This window comes from Acinetobacter sp. CIP-A165 (genome assembly GCF_000367985.1).
Classification (GTDB): domain Bacteria; phylum Pseudomonadota; class Gammaproteobacteria; order Pseudomonadales; family Moraxellaceae; genus Acinetobacter.
Genome location: NZ_KB849201.1, coordinates 429,815 through 451,655 on the forward strand (window position 1 = coordinate 429,815; position 21,841 = coordinate 451,655).

18 protein-coding genes and 1 pseudogene are annotated in these 21,841 nt (G+C 40.0%); 6 read left to right on the top strand and 13 right to left on the bottom strand.

Going from position 1 to position 21,841, the window contains the following annotated elements:
* Positions 1-90 precede the first annotated feature (90 nt).
* The 7 genes and pseudogenes from F991_RS04715 to F991_RS04750 all read right to left on the bottom strand — a co-directional run bounded on the left by F991_RS04715 (position 91) and on the right by F991_RS04750 (position 5,407).
* The gene (locus F991_RS04715) at positions 91-909 is read right to left on the bottom strand and encodes an ATP-binding protein (protein ID WP_004669369.1); all 819 of its coding nucleotides are present in this window, start codon (positions 907-909) and stop codon (positions 91-93) included.
* A gap of 7 nt (positions 910-916) precedes the next feature.
* Positions 917-1,309, bottom strand: a pseudogene (locus tag F991_RS17085) (transposase family protein); the annotation flags it as partial.
* A 37-nt stretch (positions 1,310-1,346) separates the two neighbouring features.
* A complete protein-coding gene (locus tag F991_RS04730; protein WP_000669095.1) occupies positions 1,347-1,751 on the bottom strand; it encodes a transposase family protein in 405 nt (134 codons plus the stop codon).
* A gap of 148 nt (positions 1,752-1,899) precedes the next feature.
* Positions 1,900-2,511, bottom strand: a complete 612-nt coding sequence (locus F991_RS04735) for a DNA-binding transcriptional response regulator (RefSeq protein WP_004669372.1) — start codon at positions 2,509-2,511, stop codon at positions 1,900-1,902.
* A 239-nt stretch (positions 2,512-2,750) separates the two neighbouring features.
* Positions 2,751-3,272: a hypothetical protein gene (locus F991_RS04740; RefSeq protein WP_004669374.1), complete on the bottom strand. Its 522-nt coding sequence runs from the start codon at positions 3,270-3,272 to the stop codon at positions 2,751-2,753.
* Positions 3,273-3,353: 81 nt separating this feature from the next.
* Complete coding sequence (locus F991_RS04745; RefSeq protein WP_004669376.1) at positions 3,354-4,424, bottom strand: DUF1176 domain-containing protein; 1,071 nt, start codon at positions 4,422-4,424, stop codon at positions 3,354-3,356.
* Between the two features lie 80 nt (positions 4,425-4,504).
* Positions 4,505-5,407 (bottom strand): LysR family transcriptional regulator, encoded by a 903-nt coding sequence (locus F991_RS04750; protein ID WP_004669378.1) that lies wholly within the window; start codon positions 5,405-5,407, stop codon positions 4,505-4,507.
* Between the two features lie 100 nt (positions 5,408-5,507).
* Between F991_RS04750 and F991_RS04755 the strand changes: the two genes are divergently transcribed.
* Together F991_RS04755 and F991_RS04760 are read left to right on the top strand one after the other, a co-directional pair.
* On the top strand, positions 5,508-6,080 hold the full coding sequence (locus tag F991_RS04755) for a chromate transporter (RefSeq protein WP_004669379.1): 573 nt from the start codon (positions 5,508-5,510) through the stop codon (positions 6,078-6,080).
* Entirely contained in the window at positions 6,077-6,592 is a 516-nt protein-coding gene (locus F991_RS04760; RefSeq protein WP_004669381.1) for a chromate transporter, read from the top strand. The genes F991_RS04755 and F991_RS04760 overlap by 4 nt, the downstream gene beginning before the upstream one ends.
* A gap of 93 nt (positions 6,593-6,685) precedes the next feature.
* Here the strand turns inward: F991_RS04760 and sbmA are convergent, their stop codons facing one another.
* The 5 genes from sbmA to F991_RS04785 form a co-directional block, all read right to left on the bottom strand.
* Positions 6,686-7,879: a peptide antibiotic transporter SbmA gene (gene sbmA, locus F991_RS04765; protein ID WP_004669385.1), complete on the bottom strand. Its 1,194-nt coding sequence runs from the start codon at positions 7,877-7,879 to the stop codon at positions 6,686-6,688.
* Positions 7,880-8,064: 185 nt separating this feature from the next.
* Positions 8,065-9,039: a patatin-like phospholipase family protein gene (locus tag F991_RS04770; protein WP_212749347.1), complete on the bottom strand. Its 975-nt coding sequence runs from the start codon at positions 9,037-9,039 to the stop codon at positions 8,065-8,067.
* A gap of 408 nt (positions 9,040-9,447) precedes the next feature.
* Positions 9,448-10,923 (bottom strand): alanine/glycine:cation symporter family protein, encoded by a 1,476-nt coding sequence (locus F991_RS04775; RefSeq protein ID WP_004669389.1) that lies wholly within the window; start codon positions 10,921-10,923, stop codon positions 9,448-9,450.
* 96 nt (positions 10,924-11,019) lie between these two features.
* Positions 11,020-12,255, bottom strand: a complete 1,236-nt coding sequence (gene gltS, locus F991_RS04780) for a sodium/glutamate symporter (protein ID WP_004669392.1) — start codon at positions 12,253-12,255, stop codon at positions 11,020-11,022.
* A gap of 181 nt (positions 12,256-12,436) precedes the next feature.
* Positions 12,437-13,777, bottom strand: a complete 1,341-nt coding sequence (locus tag F991_RS04785) for a DcaP family trimeric outer membrane transporter (RefSeq protein WP_004669393.1) — start codon at positions 13,775-13,777, stop codon at positions 12,437-12,439.
* A 424-nt stretch (positions 13,778-14,201) separates the two neighbouring features.
* Between F991_RS04785 and F991_RS04790 the strand changes: the two genes are divergently transcribed.
* The gene (locus tag F991_RS04790; protein WP_004669395.1) at positions 14,202-14,909 is read left to right on the top strand and encodes a nitroreductase; all 708 of its coding nucleotides are present in this window, start codon (positions 14,202-14,204) and stop codon (positions 14,907-14,909) included.
* A gap of 21 nt (positions 14,910-14,930) precedes the next feature.
* Here F991_RS04790 and F991_RS04795 read toward each other — a convergent pair whose 3' ends face one another.
* On the bottom strand, positions 14,931-16,145 hold the full coding sequence (locus F991_RS04795) for a multidrug effflux MFS transporter (protein WP_004669397.1): 1,215 nt from the start codon (positions 16,143-16,145) through the stop codon (positions 14,931-14,933).
* A gap of 108 nt (positions 16,146-16,253) precedes the next feature.
* On the opposite strand from F991_RS04795, the gene yccS reads away from it, so the two are divergent.
* The 3 genes from yccS (at position 16,254) to F991_RS04810 (ending at position 21,831) form a co-directional block, all read left to right on the top strand.
* Entirely contained in the window at positions 16,254-18,428 is a 2,175-nt protein-coding gene (yccS, locus tag F991_RS04800; protein WP_034595438.1) for a YccS family putative transporter, read from the top strand.
* A 125-nt stretch (positions 18,429-18,553) separates the two neighbouring features.
* The gene (locus tag F991_RS04805) at positions 18,554-19,138 is read left to right on the top strand and encodes a YcxB family protein (RefSeq protein WP_004669402.1); all 585 of its coding nucleotides are present in this window, start codon (positions 18,554-18,556) and stop codon (positions 19,136-19,138) included.
* Positions 19,139-19,293: 155 nt separating this feature from the next.
* Positions 19,294-21,831, top strand: coding sequence for a PepSY domain-containing protein (locus F991_RS04810; protein ID WP_004669405.1), 2,538 nt, complete (start codon positions 19,294-19,296; stop codon positions 21,829-21,831).
* Positions 21,832-21,841: the final 10 nt, after the last annotated feature.

Here is a 21,841-nt window from a genome sequence, read left to right on the forward strand (position 1 = left end):
CCGCTCTTTCTCTAATTTCGGGGGTATAGTTTGGTTTTTTCATCGGAATAGTCTCTCAGAATATTGAGTCTCCGACAAACCTGGTACGGTTCAATATCCATCATAAAATATTCTATCCACTTCATTATCTTTTATTTTAAGACTAATCATATTAAATTCAATACATATTGAATCTAGTTCCTTATAAATATCAACAGCAATACTACTATCTTTTTTTGAATACTTTAAAGAATTATGAAATATATTATAAATAGCATAACGAAGACAATCAAAATTCAATTCACACTCAATTTTCTCATCATTTTCCGTATTAAGTTCAACAACAACCCCTTTATCCAAAAAATCCAAGAAAAAAGTATCCAATATTCTTTTCGTAACACGATGAATATTTTGATTACTTTTTCTTAAGACATAATTTGGGTTTAAAATATATTTAAAAATATCTAGCTCATAATTTATTTCACTACTATTTTTATTAATCTTAAGAATAGATTTTGCCACACTTTTTGGCTTTTTCTTAACTTCATCTTCCATGAAAGTTATCGTTTTCTTATGAGATAACCCAACCATTTCCTCTGGAGAAAAAATACTATCAAACTCTTGATTATTAAAACTATTTAATGAAACAACATTATGTAAAATACGTCTTGTATCATTTTTAATTTTATCCACAGCCTCATCAATATTAGACAAAACTTCAATCAATAATTCTAAATATAAATCCAAAGAGTTTCTAGAAACTGGAAATCTTCCTTTATTTTTTGCAACTACATAAATAAAATAGCCTTCTATATCAATAATTTTATATTTTGAATTAATACATTTTAAATCATTATCATTTCCAGTGACCAAATATGTATTAAGCCTATCCATTTCACTGCAAGGTAATAGACTTCCTTCATAAATCATTTTTCAATCAATTTAATTGTTTATCTTTCACCCAATCTAAATTGTATATGCCAGCAAGTAAATTAAACCGCAGGTTTAATCTTTTACGACGATTTCTATATACACAAGATAAAATCTTAAAACATTTCATCCTTCCAAATACATGCTCTACTTGAATTCGTCTACGACCAATCTCTTTATTTAACTTTTTTAATTCAGAATCTAGTTTTTCAGTTTTCTTTGCTTTAGATGGCATGAGGCATCCAAAACCCAATTTCTTTATCCCTAAATAACCCTTATCAACGATAAAAAAGGGCTTAAATTTTAATTTCCTCATGCTTTTTTTAAATATTTTAAAATCATGCATGCTTCCATGACTTCCACATACACTCAGTATTTCACCTGTTATATAGTGCATAGATAGCTGAAATTTAAAGGTATGTCGCTTTTTTTTACCGCTATACCATTTCTTCTGTTTTTTTTGGACGTTGAACTAATATTTCAGTGGCATCAATCACAACAACTTCCCAATCCACTTCATCTCGATTAGGAAGTTGTTTTGGCAAGTTGAATTTTCCAGAACGGATTAAGGTATCTTCAATAACACGTGTGATACGAATTGCACTCGTTTCAGATACACCGTAACTCATACCAAGATGGAAAAATGTTCGATATTCTCTCCAATATTCTATACATAAGAGCAAACGATCTTCCAACGGTAATTTATGCGGTCGTCCTTTACCAATATGACGAGGTAAATGCTTATTTAGCTCGGCCAACATGAGGTTAAATGTAGCCCAACTAACACCGGTAAGCCTACGAAACTTAACGTTTGATAATTTTTGAATATCTTTGAATTTCATCCAAGGATTATCTCTTGAATTAAATAATTTTGCTGATTAATTTAAGATCAAATAAATTGTACGTTTTTTGATTTATGACGGAAGTCTAATGTATTAATTAAAACATTATCATGACTATTTTTACAATACGTATAAAAAACTATATCTTTCACTTAATAATCTCTTGCGAATATTTCTCAACTATCCCCGAAAATTCAAAATAGTCAGATTGCTTGGGCAAAAAATCATCACACAATCTAAAAGCCTCATTAAATCTATCTCCATCAGATTCAGCAGAGTAAATAATAACTTTTTTTTCACTTGCATATTTTTTCTTTAAAGCTTTAACCAATCCAATTCCATCTTCATCTGATAAATCTTTAGCTACACCATTAATATCCACAAAAAGAATATGACTTGCTATAATATAAGGGTGATCAATATCATCAACCTTATAAAGATGATCAACACTCCAACCTGATCTTTTTAAATTCTTAATAACTGGAAAGTCCTGATCATCAATAAACAATATTCTAACTTTGGACTTCAATGTACTAATATCCATTTTCTGAACTTGTTTTTCTTCCTCTACATCTTTCACTTGAACCGCCCCTATATTAACAACTTGAGTAGTATTGTTACTCCCATTGTTATTAGTTTGAGTACCATTCTTATTGGTATTTTGTTGAGTTACTGCATCTTTTGGACTTCTAAAAAAAGTAAAATATAAGGTTAATACCACACCACCAATGCCTGAAAACGCCCAGTAATACCACTCCATAACACCCTCTTAATGTTAGTTTTTTTAGAATTCTAACAAAAAAGAATTTTATTACAATAAATTAATTTCTTATTATCACTTGCATTTATAAAATCTCCCCGATAGCTTCCACCTCACAAGCTGCCACAGTCTATTAAAATAATGAAATTCTTATTTAGCTCTAGACTAAATGATTACCCCCATTTTTAAGAGAATTTTAAAGTAAAGGCTCAAATACAAATTAAACAAGGTTATAAAAATCACTCCCCTCTTAACACACCCAACTTATTCCAAATATCAGGTGTTAAAAAAGTCGTGACCAATTTATTTAAATCAATATAACGCAATGTACCTTGCAACTGCTGTCTGACCGCAGGATCTTTGACAATATCCTCACCCGCGCTCTGACCTAACTGCTGAAAAGCCTCACCAACTGCCTGAATCCCCTCTGCCTGAATCACCGCTTTAGTCTGAGCCGAACACTGCTCCACAATCACACGCTGTAAAACTTGTGCCAACTTTTGATCAAGCTGAGTTTTCTGCTCAGGCGTGACACTACTAAACGTTTTTAAATCAGGATGTGCCGCTAAAGCACTATAGGTCCATTGCAATACCGTGGTTTTATCGGCGGCCGTGGTCGCTTTAACTAAACAATCACTGAGTTGATCAACTGTAGGTCCTGCCATTGCCACTTGAGTTGTTCCTAGCACAGCCGCAGCCATCAATATAGAACGACTCAAATGAGAAAATTTACGACGAGGAGAAATATAAACACGAGACATAAGCGCAGTTCCAAAATGCAATCTGTCTCTTTGTACCATAGAGCCAATACAATCATCTGTGAGACTGTGTAACCACAGGTATCATTTCACAACTGCTTCGATCAAATCTAATTCCCACACACCACCAGCAGCTAAACCTTTACACATTCCCGTCCACATGTCTCTACTTTGAACAAACTTTTGACCATCCCAAACCCACTCCGAACTTGACCAACAATCACCAATTCCTCGACCTTTTTGCGCACTACCAATCACGCCAGCACCAAAATCAGAAGCATGTTCAGTCACAAAAGTCGCTTTACCCTTTAATGACTCATCCATCACCCACGCACCATAACCTTCGTTATAAGCAGCACGCCAGCATAAGCTCATCGCTAACACTTTATGATTACTTAACTTATAAAGTTGGATCGGCTGAGATTGTGCACCATCACGAGCATAATCATAAATCCCTTCACAGAAACCCTCCTCTTTTGGAGTCGGTTGTGCTGCCATTAAACGCTGATAAATAGATGGGTACTGCTTGTTACTCGGTTGTAAGGTCAAATAAGGCTCAGTTGCGGTGTTGACCCGCTTGATCACTCGCTTAGGCTGAGCCTTTAAGACTTTGGATTCATCACCCTTACCTTTTTTCACCAATGCGCCTACCGTTCCGACACGCTTCTGAAAATCATCCATTTTCAATAAAGTCGCCGTCATACCAGCGTCCGAGATTTGCCATTGGAAAGACGCATTTTTAATTACAATTTCCGATTTTTGTTGCGCCTGTTGCAATAAAGCCGTGACTTGCGATGCAGATAGTTTTCCCATTAAGGGCGATTCATTGCCATCTACCGTCACCTGTCCCAAGTCTTTTCCATTGAGATAGAATCGAATATTTTTCAGTTTATTGGCTGGAATACTTTGTTCATCATATAGCGCTAAAGCAAACTTGGCTGTCACCGCTTGCTTCGCACCTGCTTGGCGTGTCAAAAGTAATGACGCTGGGTTATCACCAGCCGCATCTGCTTGATAGCCAGCCGCACGACAAGTACCTGTATTGCTGCAATACATTTCCCAATTTTGATGGAAAAAAGCAATTCCTTTTATCTCTTGGGCAACAGCAACGGAGCTCATCGCAACTAAACAACAACCTGACAGCAAATTTTTCATGGCTTTTCTCTATTTGGTTTATTTATTATTCATCTCAACAGCAGTTTAACGCTTTTTCTAATTACAATCGAAGCTGATGCTTAAGCACTTAACCTACTCGTATTTAATAACCTCAGAAAATGATTAACTCGCACACTCTTTTCTTTCATTCGGTAAATTGCATAAATGGGTGCAATACATGGTTGAGCCGCTTCTAAAGGACGATAGACAATCTGCTTGTTCCAAAACTCTTGAATAGAGGCTGGTACGATCGAGAGCCCAATCCCTGCTGCAATCAGATTAAGACTTGAGGTTAAACGTGGCGCCTCTTGGACAATATTTGGACTAAAGCCTGCCTGATAGCAATTTGCCAAAATATTATCAAATAAGTCTTGCCCGCCTAGACGGCGATATAACACGAACTCATAAGCTTCTAAGTCAGGTAAATGAATTGCTCCTTGCTGCTCGACCAAAGGATGGTTGCTCGGCAAAGCCACCATTAAAGGTTCATCTAAGACATACAAACTGTGCAAATCGGCGTGTATCGGTGCTGGTTTTCGCAGAAAGGCAATATCTAATTTTTCATTGATCACCGCATCCACCAAAGCACTACTACTGTCCTCTTCTAAGTGAATGGCAACAGCAGAAAATTGCTCTCGATATTGGCGCAATAAAGCAGGTAAAAAAGGGTGCAAACCAATAGAGTGGGTAAATCCAATATTAATCTGACCTTCCTTTCCTTGCGCAATATTACGCACTCTTCGGGGAATAGATTCCGCATGATCCAAAATCGTCAGCGCCTCTTGGTATAAGGCCTTGCCTGCTTCAGTCACTTCAACACCACGCGGCAATCGTTTTAACAACACGGTATCTAAATCTTTCTCTAGACTTTTAATCAGACGCGTCAGTGGCGGTTGTTGTATATGCAAGCGAACAGCTGCCTTGGAAATATTGCTTTCCTCAACAACTGCAATAAAGGCTTTGAGTTTATGGATGTCGATCATACATACCTTAAAAGTATAGATAATGAAAAATAAAGCATTTGTAAATATACCACTATTCCACCATCCTATTACCAGTAAGGTCAATGAGGAAAAACTCCTAATGAAAGCTCAAGCCATTTCAATAGCACATGAATCATCATCTACAACACCTGATAGTAAGGCGCTGTTTATGGGGTTTATGAAATTGGGATTGATTGGCTTTGGCGGTGTTTTGCCACTGGCATATCGCGTCATCGTAGAAGAACAAAAATGGTTAGATGAGGCTAAATTCACAGATCTGCTGGGGATTTGTCAGGTGCTACCCGGTGGCAATATTATCAATATGGCAGTAGCGATCGGCATGGAGTTTCAAGGTATTAAAGGTGCAGTCAGTTCTGTACTTGGTTTGATCTCTGCTCCAACCATCATTGTGTTACTGATCTATCAGACCTACGTGCATTTTCAACATTTATCGAGCGTTAAGCATCTGATCCAAGGTTTAGCCGCTGCCGCTGCAGGCTTACTTTTTGCAACAGGCATAAAAATGTTGAAACCTATTTTTAAGAAACGTTTAACCATTGTCACGATTTTGCTGACCTTTATCTTTATGTTGTGGCTCAAGCTGCCGTTGCTGCTGATCTTGATTATTTTACTGGCGATAAATATGTTGGTATTGGGAGTGAAAAAATCATGATATTGCTCACGCTTGCAATGGTATTCACACAATTGTCGCTGGTTGCTTTTGGTGGAGGCAATGCGATCTTGCCTGAAATGCAGCATCAAGTTGTAACGGTACATCAATGGATGACAGCCGAACAGTTTAGTTCATTGTTTGCGATGGCACAGGCGGCTCCTGGACCCAATATGATGGTCGTTCCATTAGTTGGGTGGCATGTTGCAGGTCCAGCGGGACTCATTGTGACATCCATCGCTAAGTTTGGACCATCATCTATTATTACCATTTATGCGCTCAAGTTTTGGCAACGATTCAAACATCACCCTTTACGTGCTCGTTTTGAAAAAGCACTTAAACCCATCACAGTCGGCTTAGTTTTGGTCAGTGCGTGGCTAATCGCCGATGCTTCTACTCAAAACGTTTTGCTGGTTTTGATTGTAATTTTGACCGCAATACTGGGCTTATTTAAGAAAATACATCCATTATGGGTCATGACTTTTGGCGCTGGATTAGGGATCTGTTTTTTATAATAAGATCTTATCCACTACCGCGATTTGAACTGTATCCCAAAAGTTAGATTCTCTAGCTTTCAAGATACAGCTCTATTTTGTGTAAGGTCTGATTTAGCCCAGCGTTTTTTCAAATGCTCTTAAACGTTTATGAATCGACATTAACTCAATAATCGTTGGCCATGAACTAATCAGATATTGGAATGAACTACGTACCTGATTAAAGACATTTAAGATTTGCATCATCAATCCTAAGGTAATAGCACCCGCAGCAATCGATGGGAATAAAATAAAAAGCCCATAAATATTATCTAACTGCAAATACCAAATACGCACTAAATTAAAGTAGGCATAATGAAAATATAAACGAAAATAATTTTGGCGTACTTGGGAAAAAAGCTGCTTAAGTGTTTGTGGTTGTGCCCTATCATGCTGATCTTCGCCATAAACTAATTCTTTACGGAAGGCCGCTTCTACTTTTTGATTATTAAACTCCAATCCCGGCAACTTATAACCAACAACCATCAATACAACTGTACCCAACACTGCCCAACCAATTGCAGCAATCATAAGGGCGTGTGGAATTTCACCTACTATAGGTAATTCTTTTACATGTACCGATAATTGTACCAAGATGGGCAAAAAAGCAATCAAGGTTAAAAGTGCTTCGACGAGGTTAACCCCAAGTGTTTCCGTCGTCTTCGCAAAACGCATCGTATCCTCTTGAATACGCTGTGAAGCTCCCTCAATATGTCTTAATCGCTCCCAATGTGATGTATAAAAATCATTCATGGCTGTACGCCAACGAAAAACATAATGGCTCACAAAGAACAAGTTAAACACAGCAAAAGTCACGTAGACCATCGCTATGTATAGGAAGGTCATGACACCTGAATAGAGATCTTGTACATCGCCACCGCCACTAGATAGCATGGTTTGGATGAGATTATAAAATGGGTTATACCACGCATTAATCACGACACTGACTTGTACCCCAAACCAGATATTAAACAGAATAAATGCTGAACCCCAAACTGACCAACGCTGCCATTTATTGTCGGAGAAAAATCGCCAAAAAATCGCAAATAATGCTGTTGCCGCAAAAAACCAAAGGTAGAACCATAGAAATGTTGGAGACCAAAAACGGCTCACATCAATGGGTAAAGCTGTCTCATGGTATCCCTCTGAAAAGCCAAGATATGTCCCCCATTCTTTTCCACCTGAATACCATAACAACATGTTAATGATGACCCACAATAACAATGAAGCAAAAAAATAACGTGGATTTGGGAAAAAAGATTTAAACATCTTACTGAACGATCCTTGTGGTACTGCAATAGACGGATGGTTGTATGCCATAACCTCAAACTTAAATTAGTCTGATGGATTGCTAATGTAGTTATTTACCTGTTTTTTCAAACTTTTCATAGCATTTTGTAAGACATTTTTTATTTGTTTAGATAAAAGCAATCCTTTGCTAAAAACAATCAAAGTTATGGCGCTAAGTCATTCAACTTTAAAGTGAGGTTTTGCTGAGTTTTAGAACTAGGACGCATCTTGGTTTGAATCGCTAACTGAATATCTGAGAGCTTTTCTTTGGCAGCGTCCGCGCCTGCCTGCATGGTCATTTCACGTCCTTTGACATCAAAGATATGCACCTTTTCACGGAGATCAGGCTGAATCACGATATCCGCATATTTAAGTTCTTCTTCCGCCAAACGCCCTTGCATAATATTAATGTTTTGATTGAATAGCCCCCAAACATTGGTGGTTTCGGTATGTACAGGTTGTGCCAAAATATCAACGGCAATCACCACATCGGCACCCAAATCACGTGCGACCTGTACAGGCACTGGACTGACTAGTCCCCCATCGACATATTCACTATGACCAATTTTGATCGGGACAAACATACTTGGAATAGAAGCCGACGCTCGTACCGCCTGCCCTGTATTGCCATAATTAAAGACCGTCTTACCGCCTTCTTTTAATTCTGTTGCAACCACATACATTGGAATCTTAAGTTTTTGAAGTGGGGTATTATGCACTTGCTCATTGACATAATCTTCGACCTTTTTCCCATCAAAAAAACCCTTTAGGCTAACACTGACATCGCGTACATCATTGGCTTTCAACTTCAAAGCAATATCACGCAATTCAGCTGCACTTTTTCCACTGGCATAGATTGAACCGACAATACTCCCAGCACTTGTGCCCACAATAAAATCGGGACGAATCCCCTGCTGCTCTAAAACTTCAATCACACCAATATGCGCATAGCCACGCGCACCGCCACTCCCCAGCACCAATGCAATCACAGGGCGTTTTTGCTTTTTGATCTGAGCGAAAGGTTGACTGACCACATGCGCCTGAGCATCTTCAACAATTGGCGATAGATGTTTGGTGGTTTGACAGCCCGTTAACATCATGACTGAAAGTCCAAGTGTCCATAACCCAAGTTGTTTCATACGCGACATTTGCCATCTTTATTTAATTTCTGGTCGGATTCTAACGACTGCATTGAAAAAAAGATGTAGCATTTTTTTGTATTTTCTCAATAAAACTTCATAAAAAAGCCCCTCGAAAGGGGCTATTTGAGCTTAGGGTCTGTTGACATTTCACAGATGCTTGCGACAGTGGACATTTTTTTAGATGGTACAAGACATGTTTTTCGAAATTTAGTCATTCTAAATGAGAAAGACATAACGTAGTAACAGCAAAAAATGTCCCTGTCCCATAGGGTTATGGCTAAAACTTCCCCAAACTTCGTTACGAAACTTGACAAGGGGATCGCCATTGCCTGCGTTTCATGCCTTGTTTGAGTCGTTTTTGCCTATAACGCAATGCATGGCTGAAATGTCAACAGCCCCTAAACATTACCAAATATCTGAATCGACTTTCTTCTTCAACTCAGGATAGTTATCAATCTTAAATTCAGGATCTTTAATACCTTTTTTAAGTTGAGCGGTATAATCTTTCAATAGGATCAAGAAGATTGGTGTCAATAACACAATCGCAATCAAGTTAATGGTTGCCATCAAGCCCATCGACAAATCAGCCATCGACCACACCAATGGTACACTGGTGATCGCGCCGAAGTAGACCATCATTAACACCATGACACGGAAAATAAACATCAGTTTTGCATTGTTATTGATAAATCTGACGTTACTTTCTGCATAAGCATAGTTACCAATGATTGATGAGAAGGCAAACAAGAAAAGTAAAACTGCAAGGAAACCACCACCCCAAGCACCGATCTGACTTTCTAATGCTTTTTGAGTTAAGGTCACACCTTCAAAACCAGCTTCATGGTACAAACCTGAAACCATAATAATAATAGCTGTACACGAGCAGACCACAAAGGTATCAACAAATACACCGAGCATTTGCACCAAACCTTGGTTTACAGGATGCTTCACATCAGATGCAGCTGCGGCATTTGGTGCAGAACCCATACCTGCTTCGTTTGAGAACAAACCACGTTTAATTCCCAACATCATCGCCATAGAGATCATGGCACCAAAGAAACCACCTGCCGCTGCTTCAAACTCGAATGCTTTGGTGAAAATCAATTTAAAAATTTCAGGTAGCATTGGGAAATTAATCATCGCGATGTACAAAGCAACCCCGATGTATAAAAGTGCCATGAAAGGCACAATCTTCTCTGCAACCTTCGCAATACGCTTAATACCACCAAAAATCACCAGCGCAGTCATGATCACCAGCACGATCCCGAGCCAAGAAACCTCTAAATCAAGACCACCTAAACCCAAGATAACATTGGCTTTATCCCATCCCCAAGCGTGGGAAGTCGCACCGATAATTGCATTTGCTTGAACAGCGTTAAAGACAAAGCCATAAGCGAGAATAAGTGAAAGTGCAAACACTACCCCGAGCCATTTTTGCTTTAAACCCTGAGTAATATAGTATGCAGGTCCACCACGGAATTGCTTATTTTGATGATCTCGGACTTTGAACAGCTGGGCCAATGATGACTCAACAAATGCTGAACTCATCCCCAAAAAGGCAGTCAACCACATCCAAAAAACAGCACCCGGTCCACCAATCGCAATCGCAATCGCAACACCTGCAATATTCCCCACGCCAACACGACTGGCGAGTCCAGTTACAAAAGCCTGAAAAGGGGTAATTCCATGATCATCTTTGCACTCTTTACGGCTACCCTTCATCACACGGATACTTTGCAAGAATAACCGTAGCTGAACTGCACCTGTAATTAAGGTATAAAACAGTCCAACAGCAACCAGTAAAATAACCAAGAAATTCCAAAGTGGATCATTCAAGAATTGTACCCACGACATCAGCGTGGCATTTAATTTTTCATTCATCACTTATTCGCTTTTGCAGATGCTATGTATCAATGGACATAGCCGATTAACAATGGATAAATCAAAAAAGCCCCACAAGGGGCTTTTTAATTCGACTTAGGCAAAGAATTTCAAGATCACTTGAATCACTGTTGCGTTAATTAAATCAACAAAGAACGCACCACACAAAGGAACAATTAAGAATGCTTTATGTGACGGTCCATACATATTGGTAATCGCCTGCATGTTTGCAACAGCGGTTGGTGTTGCCCCCATACCGAAGCCACAATGACCTGCTGCCAGTACCGCAGCATCATAGTTTTTGCCCATGACGCGGAAGGTGATAAATGCAGCATACAATGCCATAACCAATGTTTGTGCGGTTAAAATGATAACCAATGGACCAGCCAAATCTGCCAATTGCCACAGTTTCAGTGATAACAGTGCCATTGCTAAATATAACGAAAGCGACGCATTACCAAATACATCGATTGCACGATCAAAGATATCGACCTTCAACACACTTTCTAAGATATTACGTAAGATCACACCGCCGCCAAGTGCCCATACGAACGTTGGCAACTCAAACCATGTGCCTTTGCTATACCCTGTCATAAATTCTGCAAATGCAAGACAAGCCGCAAACATACCTAAGGTCGTAATCGCGTTATCAGCAGTAATCAAACGAACTTGGTGTGGGTTTTCAAAGGGTGCCAAATCATCAGGGTGCGGATCTGGATGAGTATCACGATCTTGGATTTGAGCAGGTGTCTTGGCACGTGCCAAACTATGACGGTTGATCAATAACTTGGCTAACGGACCACCGACGATCCCACCGATAATCAAACCGAAAGTCGCACTTGCCATACCTAAGGTCAATGCACCTTGGATACCATATTGAGTTTCTAGGATTTCACCCCAAGCACCCGCAGTACCATGACCACCGGTCAAGGTCACAGAACCTGCAATCAAACCAATCAAAGGATCAACACCAAGCAATGAAGCCAAGCTCATACCCACGGCATTTTGAACGACGATATAGGCAGCGATACAGCCTAAGAACAATACCAGTCCAATACCGCCTTCTTTTAGCTTCATAAAATTGGCACTTAAACCAATCGAAGCAAAGAAGATCAACATGAAGCTGGTCTGTAATTGGCTACTAAAAATAATACTGTATCCTAAAAAAGAATGAACCAGTAATGACAATACTGCTGCAACCAAACCACCAGCGACTGGCTCTGGAATGTTATAACGTCTTAAAAAATCAATTTTATTAACGAGCAGACGCCCTAATAACAAAACGATAACCGCCGAAATTAAGGTATAAAAACCATTAAAAGTAAATTCCATATCTTCTTCCGTTTATTTCATTCGTTTTTTCGACGTTTTTCCATCTAATAAAACAATGAAATAGTAACTCTCAAAATGAGTGAAAACTCAATCAACTTAATAAAAAGCATACAGTTCTTTGTAAGAACCCTGCGTTTATCAAATCAACTCATTTTCACGGATGATTACACCGCAGGATAGGTTAGAAGTTATAGCGCGCCATCGCTCCTACACGGCTATCCTTACCTTTTTGTCCATCAAAGGTCTTACGTTCACCATAGATATACTCTAAACCAAACGTAATTGGTGTTACTGGTGAATACATGACGTTCCACCAACCTTGTTGCAAAGTTTTGTTTTGTGTTGCATCGGTCACAGCCTGTTTAGCAAATTCATTGCTATCATCTGCAAACATTGCGCCATAAGCTAAAGTACTACGCAGTTTCGGCGTAATTTGATAGCTTACACCCGCTGTAAATGCATCAAACTCATTGAGATGTATATCCAAATTATTTGGATTTACATTAAAGGCATTATTGCTATACAGCAAAAACTTGCTGTCACCTTTGACATGTGAATAGTCAATCATTGCCTGTAATGCATCAGTGAACTTATATTTTGCACCAACAGCAACACCCCAACCCAAGTCTGAATCATTGGCACTGATTTGTTTATGATCTTTGTTAAAAGCGGCCTTGCTGCGTGCTTCAGTCAATAAAACGCGTGCTGAGCTGGTACCTTTACCTTCTGCAAAGTCATATTTCAGTTTAGAGGTGAATGCGGGTACTCGATTATCATCATTGCTCTTTTCCAAAGCAATGGCATAACTTATATCTGAATCCAATTTACCGCTGTAGCGTACCATCGGGGTGCGGAAGGTTCCAATACCTAATGGTGAGTTAAAATCCAGCATTTCTGGCTGTACATCAGTTGCCAAGAACGTTGAAGTGGTTTGACCAAATAACCAGTCGTTATAAGTCAAATACGCATGCCGAATCCGTATCGTATCATTACTACTACCACCACGAAAATCGACTTCTAACTTAGCACCAACTTTTGCGCCTTCGACAGGTGCTTTAAAATCAAGACCAAATCGGGTCACGGTAGCTGTGCTATAAAAACGATCGCTATTTTTTTCTTGGCCTTCCAAATCAACTTTGTTAATACGGTTGAATATGCCATCACCACCTTTTACTTGATAGGAAGCATCACCACGTAGGAAACCATAAAGTTGCACTTGAGCACCTGAAGCAGTTCTAAAGCCTAGAGGAGATTTTTGCGTCGCCTCTGTTGTAACCGTCTGAGCATTGTCATTATTTGCGATAACTGTAGTTGGTGTTTCTACAACTTTTGGGGCATCACTTTGTTGTTTTATTGGAGGTAGATATTGTTCTAATAAAGCCCTTAACTCATTTACTTCAGCGCGAAGCTGTTGAATCTGCTCTTGCTCACTGCTTGCGTGTGCATTGTTCATCATCAAGGCTGCAACGATCATTGCCAAACCTTGCACTGCGAACGGCTTGCGGATGAGAGTTGAACTCATAAGAAGCTCCTTTGTCTGGTGTATATTTCAACATTTTCCATAAGTATAAAATTGGGTAAATTTAATACACTTAACATGGAAAATCCCCCTCACCTTTATCAGCAAGGAAAGCCTAATCAATTTTTAAAAAGGGCGTATTATGCATAAATTTAGAATATTGTGTGTATTTTTTTATGAGAAGAACAAGAATACTTGGAACATATCTATCTAAATATTATTTCTATTTCATTGTGTTATAAATAAATTTCTTTTTCACAAAAAGAAATCGAATAGAAAAAAACTGATTCTATTTTCACCAACCCCAACGCGGTCGATTATTTTTCAAACAAATCTTGATTGGTGGTTTAAAAATCATCCGCAAAAGGTCATGATTGCTTTATAGTCTCATCATATGAGAAAGATCAAAGAAACATGAGGAAATTTTATGAACATGGATCAAGTCCGCTACGTTGATGACGCCATTACATCACGTCATTCAGTACGTGCATTTTTGGACACCCCTGTTGATACCCAAACCATTAAAGACATTCTCGCTGTAGCCAGTCGTGCCCCATCTGGTACAAACACACAACCATGGAAAGTCTATGTGGTCACAGGGAAAAAACGAGCGGAAATGATTGACCGTGTTTGTACGGCGCAAGTTGAGCTTTTTCAAAAACCAGAGCTGGCACAACACTATCAAGAGACTTTTGCTTACTATCCTGAAACGTGGATTTCACCCTTTATTGATCGTCGCCGTGAAAATGGCTGGGGACTGTATGGCTTACTTGGCATTCAAAAAGGTGAAAAAGACCGAATGGCTGCACAACAATTACGGAACTTTCAATTGTTCGATGCGCCTGTCGCTTTATACTTTACTGTAAATAAAATCATGGGCATCGGTGCAAAAATGGATATTTCCATGATGATCCAAAACGTCATGATTGCAGCAAAAGCACGTGGTTTAGATACGTGTCCACAAGCGGCTTGGAACCATTTTCACCCCATCGTTTTAGAAGTGCTTGGCGCGCCTGAAGATGAAGATCTGGTCTGTGCCGTCGCATTGGGCTATGCCGACCCAGACCATATAGTGAATACGTTTATTACGCCGCGTGAACCCGTAGAAAACTTCACTGTATTTGTAGATGAATAATTCAAACTTTCAGCAGTATCTCTAAACGGAGATACTGTTTTGCTGTTTCCCGACCTTAAAAATTGTGAATAAACCGACACTGGTAAACATCAACATCATCAAGCCCATATTAAGCGATGCTTTCCAAATCAAGAAATTGAGAATCACACCACCGAGTAAACCAAATGCAAACTGGGTACTGCCCATGATTGCGCTCGCAGTTCCCGCTCGTGCACCTTGCTGAGACATTGCCAGTGCCATCGCATTTGGACCTGTTAAACCGATACCTGATACCACTAAGAACAAGCCAACCATTAAAAACCACAAAGGTGCATTTACCATCAAGCCTGCACTCACCACAATCAAAGCACCAAAGCATTGAATAGAACCACCTAAACGTAAGCGCGGAAAAATACCCATTCGCGTATTCAAATGCTTATTCAATGACGACATCAACATAATGCCCGCTGCATTTAGTGCAAATGCGTATGAGAATTGCTGTTGAGACAGTCCATATTGCCCCATAAAAACAGCAGAAGCTGAGCTGATATAACAAAATAATGCAGCGCCTGTCAGACAACCTGCCAACATCGGCACTCTAAAGCTTTCATCTTTTAAAATTGCAGCATAGAGCGTAGTGACTTGATAAACCGATAGTTTTAAACGACGCTCTACAGGCAACGACTCTTTAAAGAAAAAGTGCACGCACAACCAACAAATCACACCAATGATGGCTAAGCAGACAAAAATAACCTGCCAAGGAAAGAAAATTAAAATCCAAGCGCCAAAGATCGGTGACAAAATCGGTGCCAGTCCCATCACGATCATCATGCTAGAAAAAGCCTGTGCTGAACCTGCGACATCCAAACGATCTCGAATCGCTGCTCTAGCAATCACCACCCCCACGCAACCACCTAAAGCTTGAAAAATACGCGCGGCTATTAAGCTCCATTCATTGGTGACAAAAACGCAAGCCAAACTGGCAATAGCATATAAAGCCAGCCCAAAATATAACGGTGTCTTACGCCCAATACGATCACTGATCGGTCCATAAAAAAGTTGACCGATGGCAAGCCCCAAGAAATATGCAGGCAAACTGTTGGCCACCATTTGCGTGCTGACCCCGAACTCGTCTGCCATTTGCGGCAATGCAGGTAAATACATGTCGATCGAAAGCGGCCCCAATGCCGTTAATAGGGCAAGTAACATAATCCATGCTGTGGAATACTGACGCTTTTGAGATTGCTCCGCCTGCATAATGCTGTACTTTTCATGTTTAATGAGATTGTAAGCTTAGCATCCTCACCTTAATTTGTGCATAATATGAAGAATAAAATCGACGGCACAATACAAAAAGGACAGCTCTTGAATCCTTGGTTCAAACGTTTAAAACAAGCAACCTATAACACCACGTTTATGTACAACGTGCGTATGTTAATCGCTTTTACGGGAACAGCATTTGTTCCTTATTTGATGGGTTACCAACTTGCTACGATTCCATTGACTTTAGGTGTGGTTGCGGCGGGAATTAGTGACATTGATGATCGCTTTTCCGTTCGCATCATGAACCTGATATATACCTATATTGGTTTCTTTATCACCGCTGCCTCGGTTCAATTGTTATTCCCCTATCCAATGGTTTTTGCGATTGGACTGATTGCCTCATGCATTGGCTGGATTCTGTTGGGTTCGCTCGGTCGTCGTTATGCCACGATTGCTTACGGATGTTTGGTTATTTCCGTATACACCATGTTAGGAGTGCATCTATTTGAGCAATGGTATCTACAGCCCGCTTTATTAGTGGCTGGCGCAGCTTGGTATGGTCTCATTTCAACAATTAGTTTTCTGTTATTTCCTGTTCGACAGTTACAAGATCAACTCTCAGCCTCATATAGCGCATTAGGAAGTTTCTTATATGCCAAATCAAATTTGTTTGATGTCGATATGACGCCTTCAAGTTATCAGCAAAGCATGATTGATTTGTCGATGGAAAATAGCAAACTGATTGCGATTTTTAATAATTTACGCGTGGCATTACTGACTCGGCTCAAAGGTGACCGAGGGCAAAAAGATACGCGGCGCAGTCTACAGTATTATTTTGTGGTTCAAGATATTCACGAACGTGCAGACTCCGCCCACATTGACTATCAAAAACTGGCAAAAGTTTTCCAACACAGCGATATCTTGTTCCGCTTCCAACGGATTTTGTCGATCCAAGGTAAGGCTTGTCAGGACTTGGCACAATCTATTTTAAGCCGCACACGTTATGTACATAACAAACGCTTTAAACATAGCTTTGAAAATTTAAGACTATCCTTAGAAAAAATGCGTGAAGATGGCATTTATGATCAGGTACGGATTAATGCCTTATTTGCGCTTTATCAAAATCTAAAATCGATTGATGCACAATTACAAAATCTAGAGACAGAACGAAATCTTCAATTAGACAATACCCAACAACTCGAGAACCAACTCAAAGATGATGACCTTAAAGGTATAAATGACATGGTCGTGCGTGTAAAACAGCATCTAAGTCCTGAATCTGTTTTATTCCGTCATGCTGTCCGCTTATCTATCGTTCTCTTTATCGGTTATCTATTTATTCAACTCACCAATATTGAATATGGTTATTGGATTCTGATGACCGCATTGTTTGTCTGCCAGCCTAACTTTAATGCCACTAAACGACGCTTATACTTACGGATTGTCGGTACTTTAGTGGGGATTATTGTTGGTCTAGCAATCATCTATTTTATTCCTTCAATCGAAGGACAATTGGTCATGTTGATACTCAGTGGAATTTTATTTTTCGAGCTGCGGAGTAAACAATATGCACAAGCCACCGCGTTCATTACGATTCTGGCGTTAATCAACTTTAACTTAGATGGTTCTGCATTTGCCGCAGGTCTGCCTCGCTTGATTGATACCGTTATTGGCTGTGCCTTGGCGTGGTTTGGGGTCAGCTTCATTTGGCCAGATTGGAAGTTTCGTAGACTGCCTCGCTCGATTCAACGTTCGTTACAAGCACAATGCAAATATTTAGCCGAAGTGGTTGAACAATATCACCAAGGTCGCAATAATGCATTGAACTATCGTGTGGTTCGACGTACCGCACACAATACCGATGCAGAAGTCGCTTCATTGATTTCCACACTCGCCACAGAACCGAATATTGATAGCACGCGAAAAACACAGGCTTTTGAGTTTTTATGCCTCAGCCATACCTTTTTGAGCTATATCGCCGCGTTGGGCGCACACCGCGAACAAATTCAGGATCAAGATATTTTAACGCTGCTTGATCAAGCTCTCGATGATATTCAAGGTGCGCTACTCAGAGATGAAGTGCCTGATTTATCAGCACAAAATATGCTGCAAAACATCCGACAACGCTTGAATCGTGATGAAGATAATGATCCAAAGTCATTGATCATTTTGCAGCAACTCTCACTCATGTTCAGTATTCTGACACGTTTAAGTATGCTCAAACAAAGTCTGAGACATGAACCTAATGAGGATGGTACCGAGTTTGCGTCACTGTAACCAAGTGTGGGGCAATGCCAATCGCCTATTACGCCTATATATCTTTGATTGAGAGCGTTTATGTCGTGCCAACACGCTCTAATTAATGCTAAACTTAATCCAGTTCTAGACTCAATTTTTAAACTATGACCGCCAAAAATTTATACGCTTATACGCTACAACCTGTTCCTTACGAAGTTTCTGAAGTTGAACAACGTCAAGCTCAACTTATGATTTGGCGCAGTACCAACAAGTTCAGCCGCAAAGCATGGATCATCATGATCGCACTTGTGGTACTTTCTTTAGTTTCTGCAGGACTCATCAAGTATTATTCTACTTACTCAACAGTGATTTGTTGGGTTGTGATTATCGGGGTTGCGCTTTTCTACATCATTAAAAGATTCGGTCTTGAATGGTACGTAAAACGTAAAATGAAAGAGTTCCCTGTCCAAGATATTAAAGGAATCCGTTTAGGTGTACAGCCTCACGGTATCGTGATGCGTCAAAAAGTAGGCCTGCAAGAAGGTACTGCTACGATTGGTTGGAAAGATATTTACGAGTGGTATAACTCACCAGACTTTATTCTTGTAAACTTCAAAGTGAAAACACCAAAAGGTGAACAACAACAAGGTGCTTATATCCTGCCAAAACGCATGGATTCTAAAAACTTTGCATTCAAAACAATTCGTAAACACTTGAATGAAACTGTTGGTGCGGCAAAACCTATTTAATATGAATATTGATGTAACCAACCTCTCTTTATGAGAGGTTTTTTACGCCTGCAAGAATCAAATGAGAATGAAAATCAATATTATTCTTATCAAAACGAATGCCTTCCGCTATAATTTGCCCATATTTGTTCTCCCACCTGCATACCGTCAAAGCCATGTTTAAAAAAGCTTTCTTTCAGATCCATTGGTTTTTAGGGATCACCGCTGGTCTCATCCTGTCTTTAATGGGTGTTACAGGCGCAATTTACTCATACGATCAACAAATTCTAAAATGGATCAACCATGATAGCTATGTCGTCGAAGCTGCGGTTGTAACCAAATTAACCCCTGCTCAGCTCTACTTACATTTCAATCAACAGCAACCCGAGATTGAAATCAATAGCATTACCATTGCGACTGACCCGACAGCATCCTCCACCGTCAATATTAAAAAAGAAGGCGCACGTCGTGGCTATAACATGATGGTAAATCCCTATACGGCTGAGGTGCTACCCGAAGTAAAAGGACGTGAGTTTTTCCAGTTTATCCAGCGATTACATCGCAACCTAACGGCTGGAGAATATGGTGCACAAATCACAGGTGCATCAACACTGATCCTTATTTTCTTTGTATTAAGTGGTATTTATCTACGCTTTCCAAAGAAACATACCTTCAAGCAATGGTTCTTGATCAAACCTAAATTGAAAGGCCGTAATTTTATTTGGGACTTACATGCGGTCGTGGGCACATGGGTGATTGTTTTTTACCTCTTGTTTGCATGTACGGGCTTGTACTGGTCTTATGATTGGTGGCGTTCAGGTATGTTCAAAGTCATGGGGGTAGAACAACCACAACGTAATCAACACAACCCTGAACAACATAAAAATGAACAACCAGATTTATCCAATCAACAGATCGACATGGTTCTGACCCAAACTTGGACAGGTGTGAACGCCAACATCGGACGCGAATACTCGAGTTTGACGCTAAATATACCGAAACAGGACGATCAAAAAGTTGAGCTAACATTTGTTGATGCAATTGCACAACATGAACGCGCACGTAACCAAGCGGTATACAACTACCAAGAGCACAAATTCGAAAAGTTTGAATTATACGAAGATAAAAAGCTCAATGAAAAAATCATGAGCAGCATGCTGCCTGTACATCGGGGTAGCTTTTTTGGATCAACCTATCAATTCATTGCTATGCTTGCATCATTGGCGATGCCATTATTTTTTGTGACAGGCTGGATGCTTTACCTTAAACGACGTAAACAAAAGAGATTAACACTCGCAGCTCGCCAATCTCTGATCGGCCAACAGATTGATCCAAATGCAACGCCCTGGCTCATTACTTATGCATCGCAAACGGGCGTGGCTGAACAACTGGCTTGGCGTACTGCAACAAGCTTACAAGAGGCACAACAACCAACAACTGTGAAACCCATTCAACAGCTGACAGAACAAGATCTGCAACACACTCAACAGGTTTTATTTGTTGTGAGTACCTACGGTACAGGTGAAGCACCAGACTTGGCGACAGGCTTTAACAAAAAGCTGATGCAACAACGCCTTGATCTTAGTCAAATGCAATATGCAGTTCTCGCACTTGGCTCTAAAGAATATGTAGACAGTTATTGCAGCTTTGGTCATGCAGTGAATACATGGTTACAGCAATGCCACGCACAGCCATTGTTTGAATTGATCGAAGTGGATAATGCAAATCCTCATGATATTCAACGCTGGAATCAAGCTTTATCGGTTGTGACTCAGCATGAATTGCATGCAATGAATATCGAAAAAACCTTTGATCAATGGACATTAAGCCAACGTAATGTGCTGAACCCAAATAGTCTGGGACAAGCGGCTTATAATATCGAACTCACTGCAACACATGATATGACTTGGCATGCAGGTGATATCGCAGAGATTCAACCTGCCAATAGTTTGGTTGAGATTCAAGCCTTCTTAGACAAACAGCAAATTCCAGCACAAGCAATCATAAAATCACGTAATCAAAATATCGAGCACGCACTTTGGGACAAAAACTTGCGGGTTGAAATTCAGCCTTTTAGTGATCTCGAACAATTGCTAGAACAATTACCCACTCTACCGACTCGTGAATACTCAATTGCCAGTATTCCATCGCAACAAGTATTAAGACTTGTGGTGCGTCAGCAGTTAGATGAACAGGGGCAACACGGCTTAGGATCAGGCTGGTTAACGACGTTTGCACAGCTTAAACAAGATATTGCTTTGCGCATCCGTACCAACGAATCATTCCATCTCATTGATGACAACCGCCCTATTATTTGTATCGGCAATGGTACTGGTATCGCAGGTTTAATGAGTTTATTGCAGCAGCGCAATCGTCAAGATTATTCAGCGAATTGGCTTATTTTTGGAGAACGTCAGCGCGACCATGATTTCTTTTACCAAGAAACCCTTCAAGCTTGGAAAAACATGGGCACACTACAACGCCTAGACCTCGCCTTTTCTAGAGATCAAGAACAAAGGATCTATGTACAAGATATCTTGCGCGACAATGCTGATGAGTTAATCAACTGGATCAAGCAAGGGGCTGTGATTTACGTCTGCGGTAGCATTGATGGTATGGCAGCAGGTGTGGATCAAGCTCTCATCGAGATATTGGGTGAAGATCAGGTTGATGAATTACGTCAAACTGGGCGTTACCGTCGAGATGTGTACTAAATCCAAAGCA

Coding starts and splice junctions, on each gene's coding strand:
- F991_RS04810 (WP_004669405.1), top strand. CDS start 19,294: ATGTTTAAAAAAGCTTTCTTTCAGATCCATTGGTTTTTAGGGATCACC.
- F991_RS04795 (WP_004669397.1), bottom strand. CDS start 16,145: ATGCAGGCGGAGCAATCTCAAAAGCGTCAGTATTCCACAGCATGGATT.
- F991_RS04805 (WP_004669402.1), top strand. CDS start 18,554: ATGACCGCCAAAAATTTATACGCTTATACGCTACAACCTGTTCCTTAC.
- gltS (WP_004669392.1), bottom strand. CDS start 12,255: ATGGAATTTACTTTTAATGGTTTTTATACCTTAATTTCGGCGGTTATC.
- F991_RS04745 (WP_004669376.1), bottom strand. CDS start 4,424: ATGAAAAATTTGCTGTCAGGTTGTTGTTTAGTTGCGATGAGCTCCGTT.
- F991_RS04740 (WP_004669374.1), bottom strand. CDS start 3,272: ATGTCTCGTGTTTATATTTCTCCTCGTCGTAAATTTTCTCATTTGAGT.
- F991_RS04735 (WP_004669372.1), bottom strand. CDS start 2,511: ATGGAGTGGTATTACTGGGCGTTTTCAGGCATTGGTGGTGTGGTATTA.
- F991_RS04790 (WP_004669395.1), top strand. CDS start 14,202: ATGAACATGGATCAAGTCCGCTACGTTGATGACGCCATTACATCACGT.
- F991_RS04760 (WP_004669381.1), top strand. CDS start 6,077: ATGATATTGCTCACGCTTGCAATGGTATTCACACAATTGTCGCTGGTT.
- F991_RS04785 (WP_004669393.1), bottom strand. CDS start 13,777: ATGAGTTCAACTCTCATCCGCAAGCCGTTCGCAGTGCAAGGTTTGGCA.
- F991_RS04770 (WP_212749347.1), bottom strand. CDS start 9,039: ATGAAACAACTTGGGTTATGGACACTTGGACTTTCAGTCATGATGTTA.
- sbmA (WP_004669385.1), bottom strand. CDS start 7,879: ATGTTTAAATCTTTTTTCCCAAATCCACGTTATTTTTTTGCTTCATTG.
- F991_RS04715 (WP_004669369.1), bottom strand. CDS start 909: ATGATTTATGAAGGAAGTCTATTACCTTGCAGTGAAATGGATAGGCTT.
- F991_RS04730 (WP_000669095.1), bottom strand. CDS start 1,751: ATGAAATTCAAAGATATTCAAAAATTATCAAACGTTAAGTTTCGTAGG.
- F991_RS04755 (WP_004669379.1), top strand. CDS start 5,508: ATGAAAGCTCAAGCCATTTCAATAGCACATGAATCATCATCTACAACA.
- F991_RS04775 (WP_004669389.1), bottom strand. CDS start 10,923: ATGAATGAAAAATTAAATGCCACGCTGATGTCGTGGGTACAATTCTTG.
- F991_RS04750 (WP_004669378.1), bottom strand. CDS start 5,407: ATGATCGACATCCATAAACTCAAAGCCTTTATTGCAGTTGTTGAGGAA.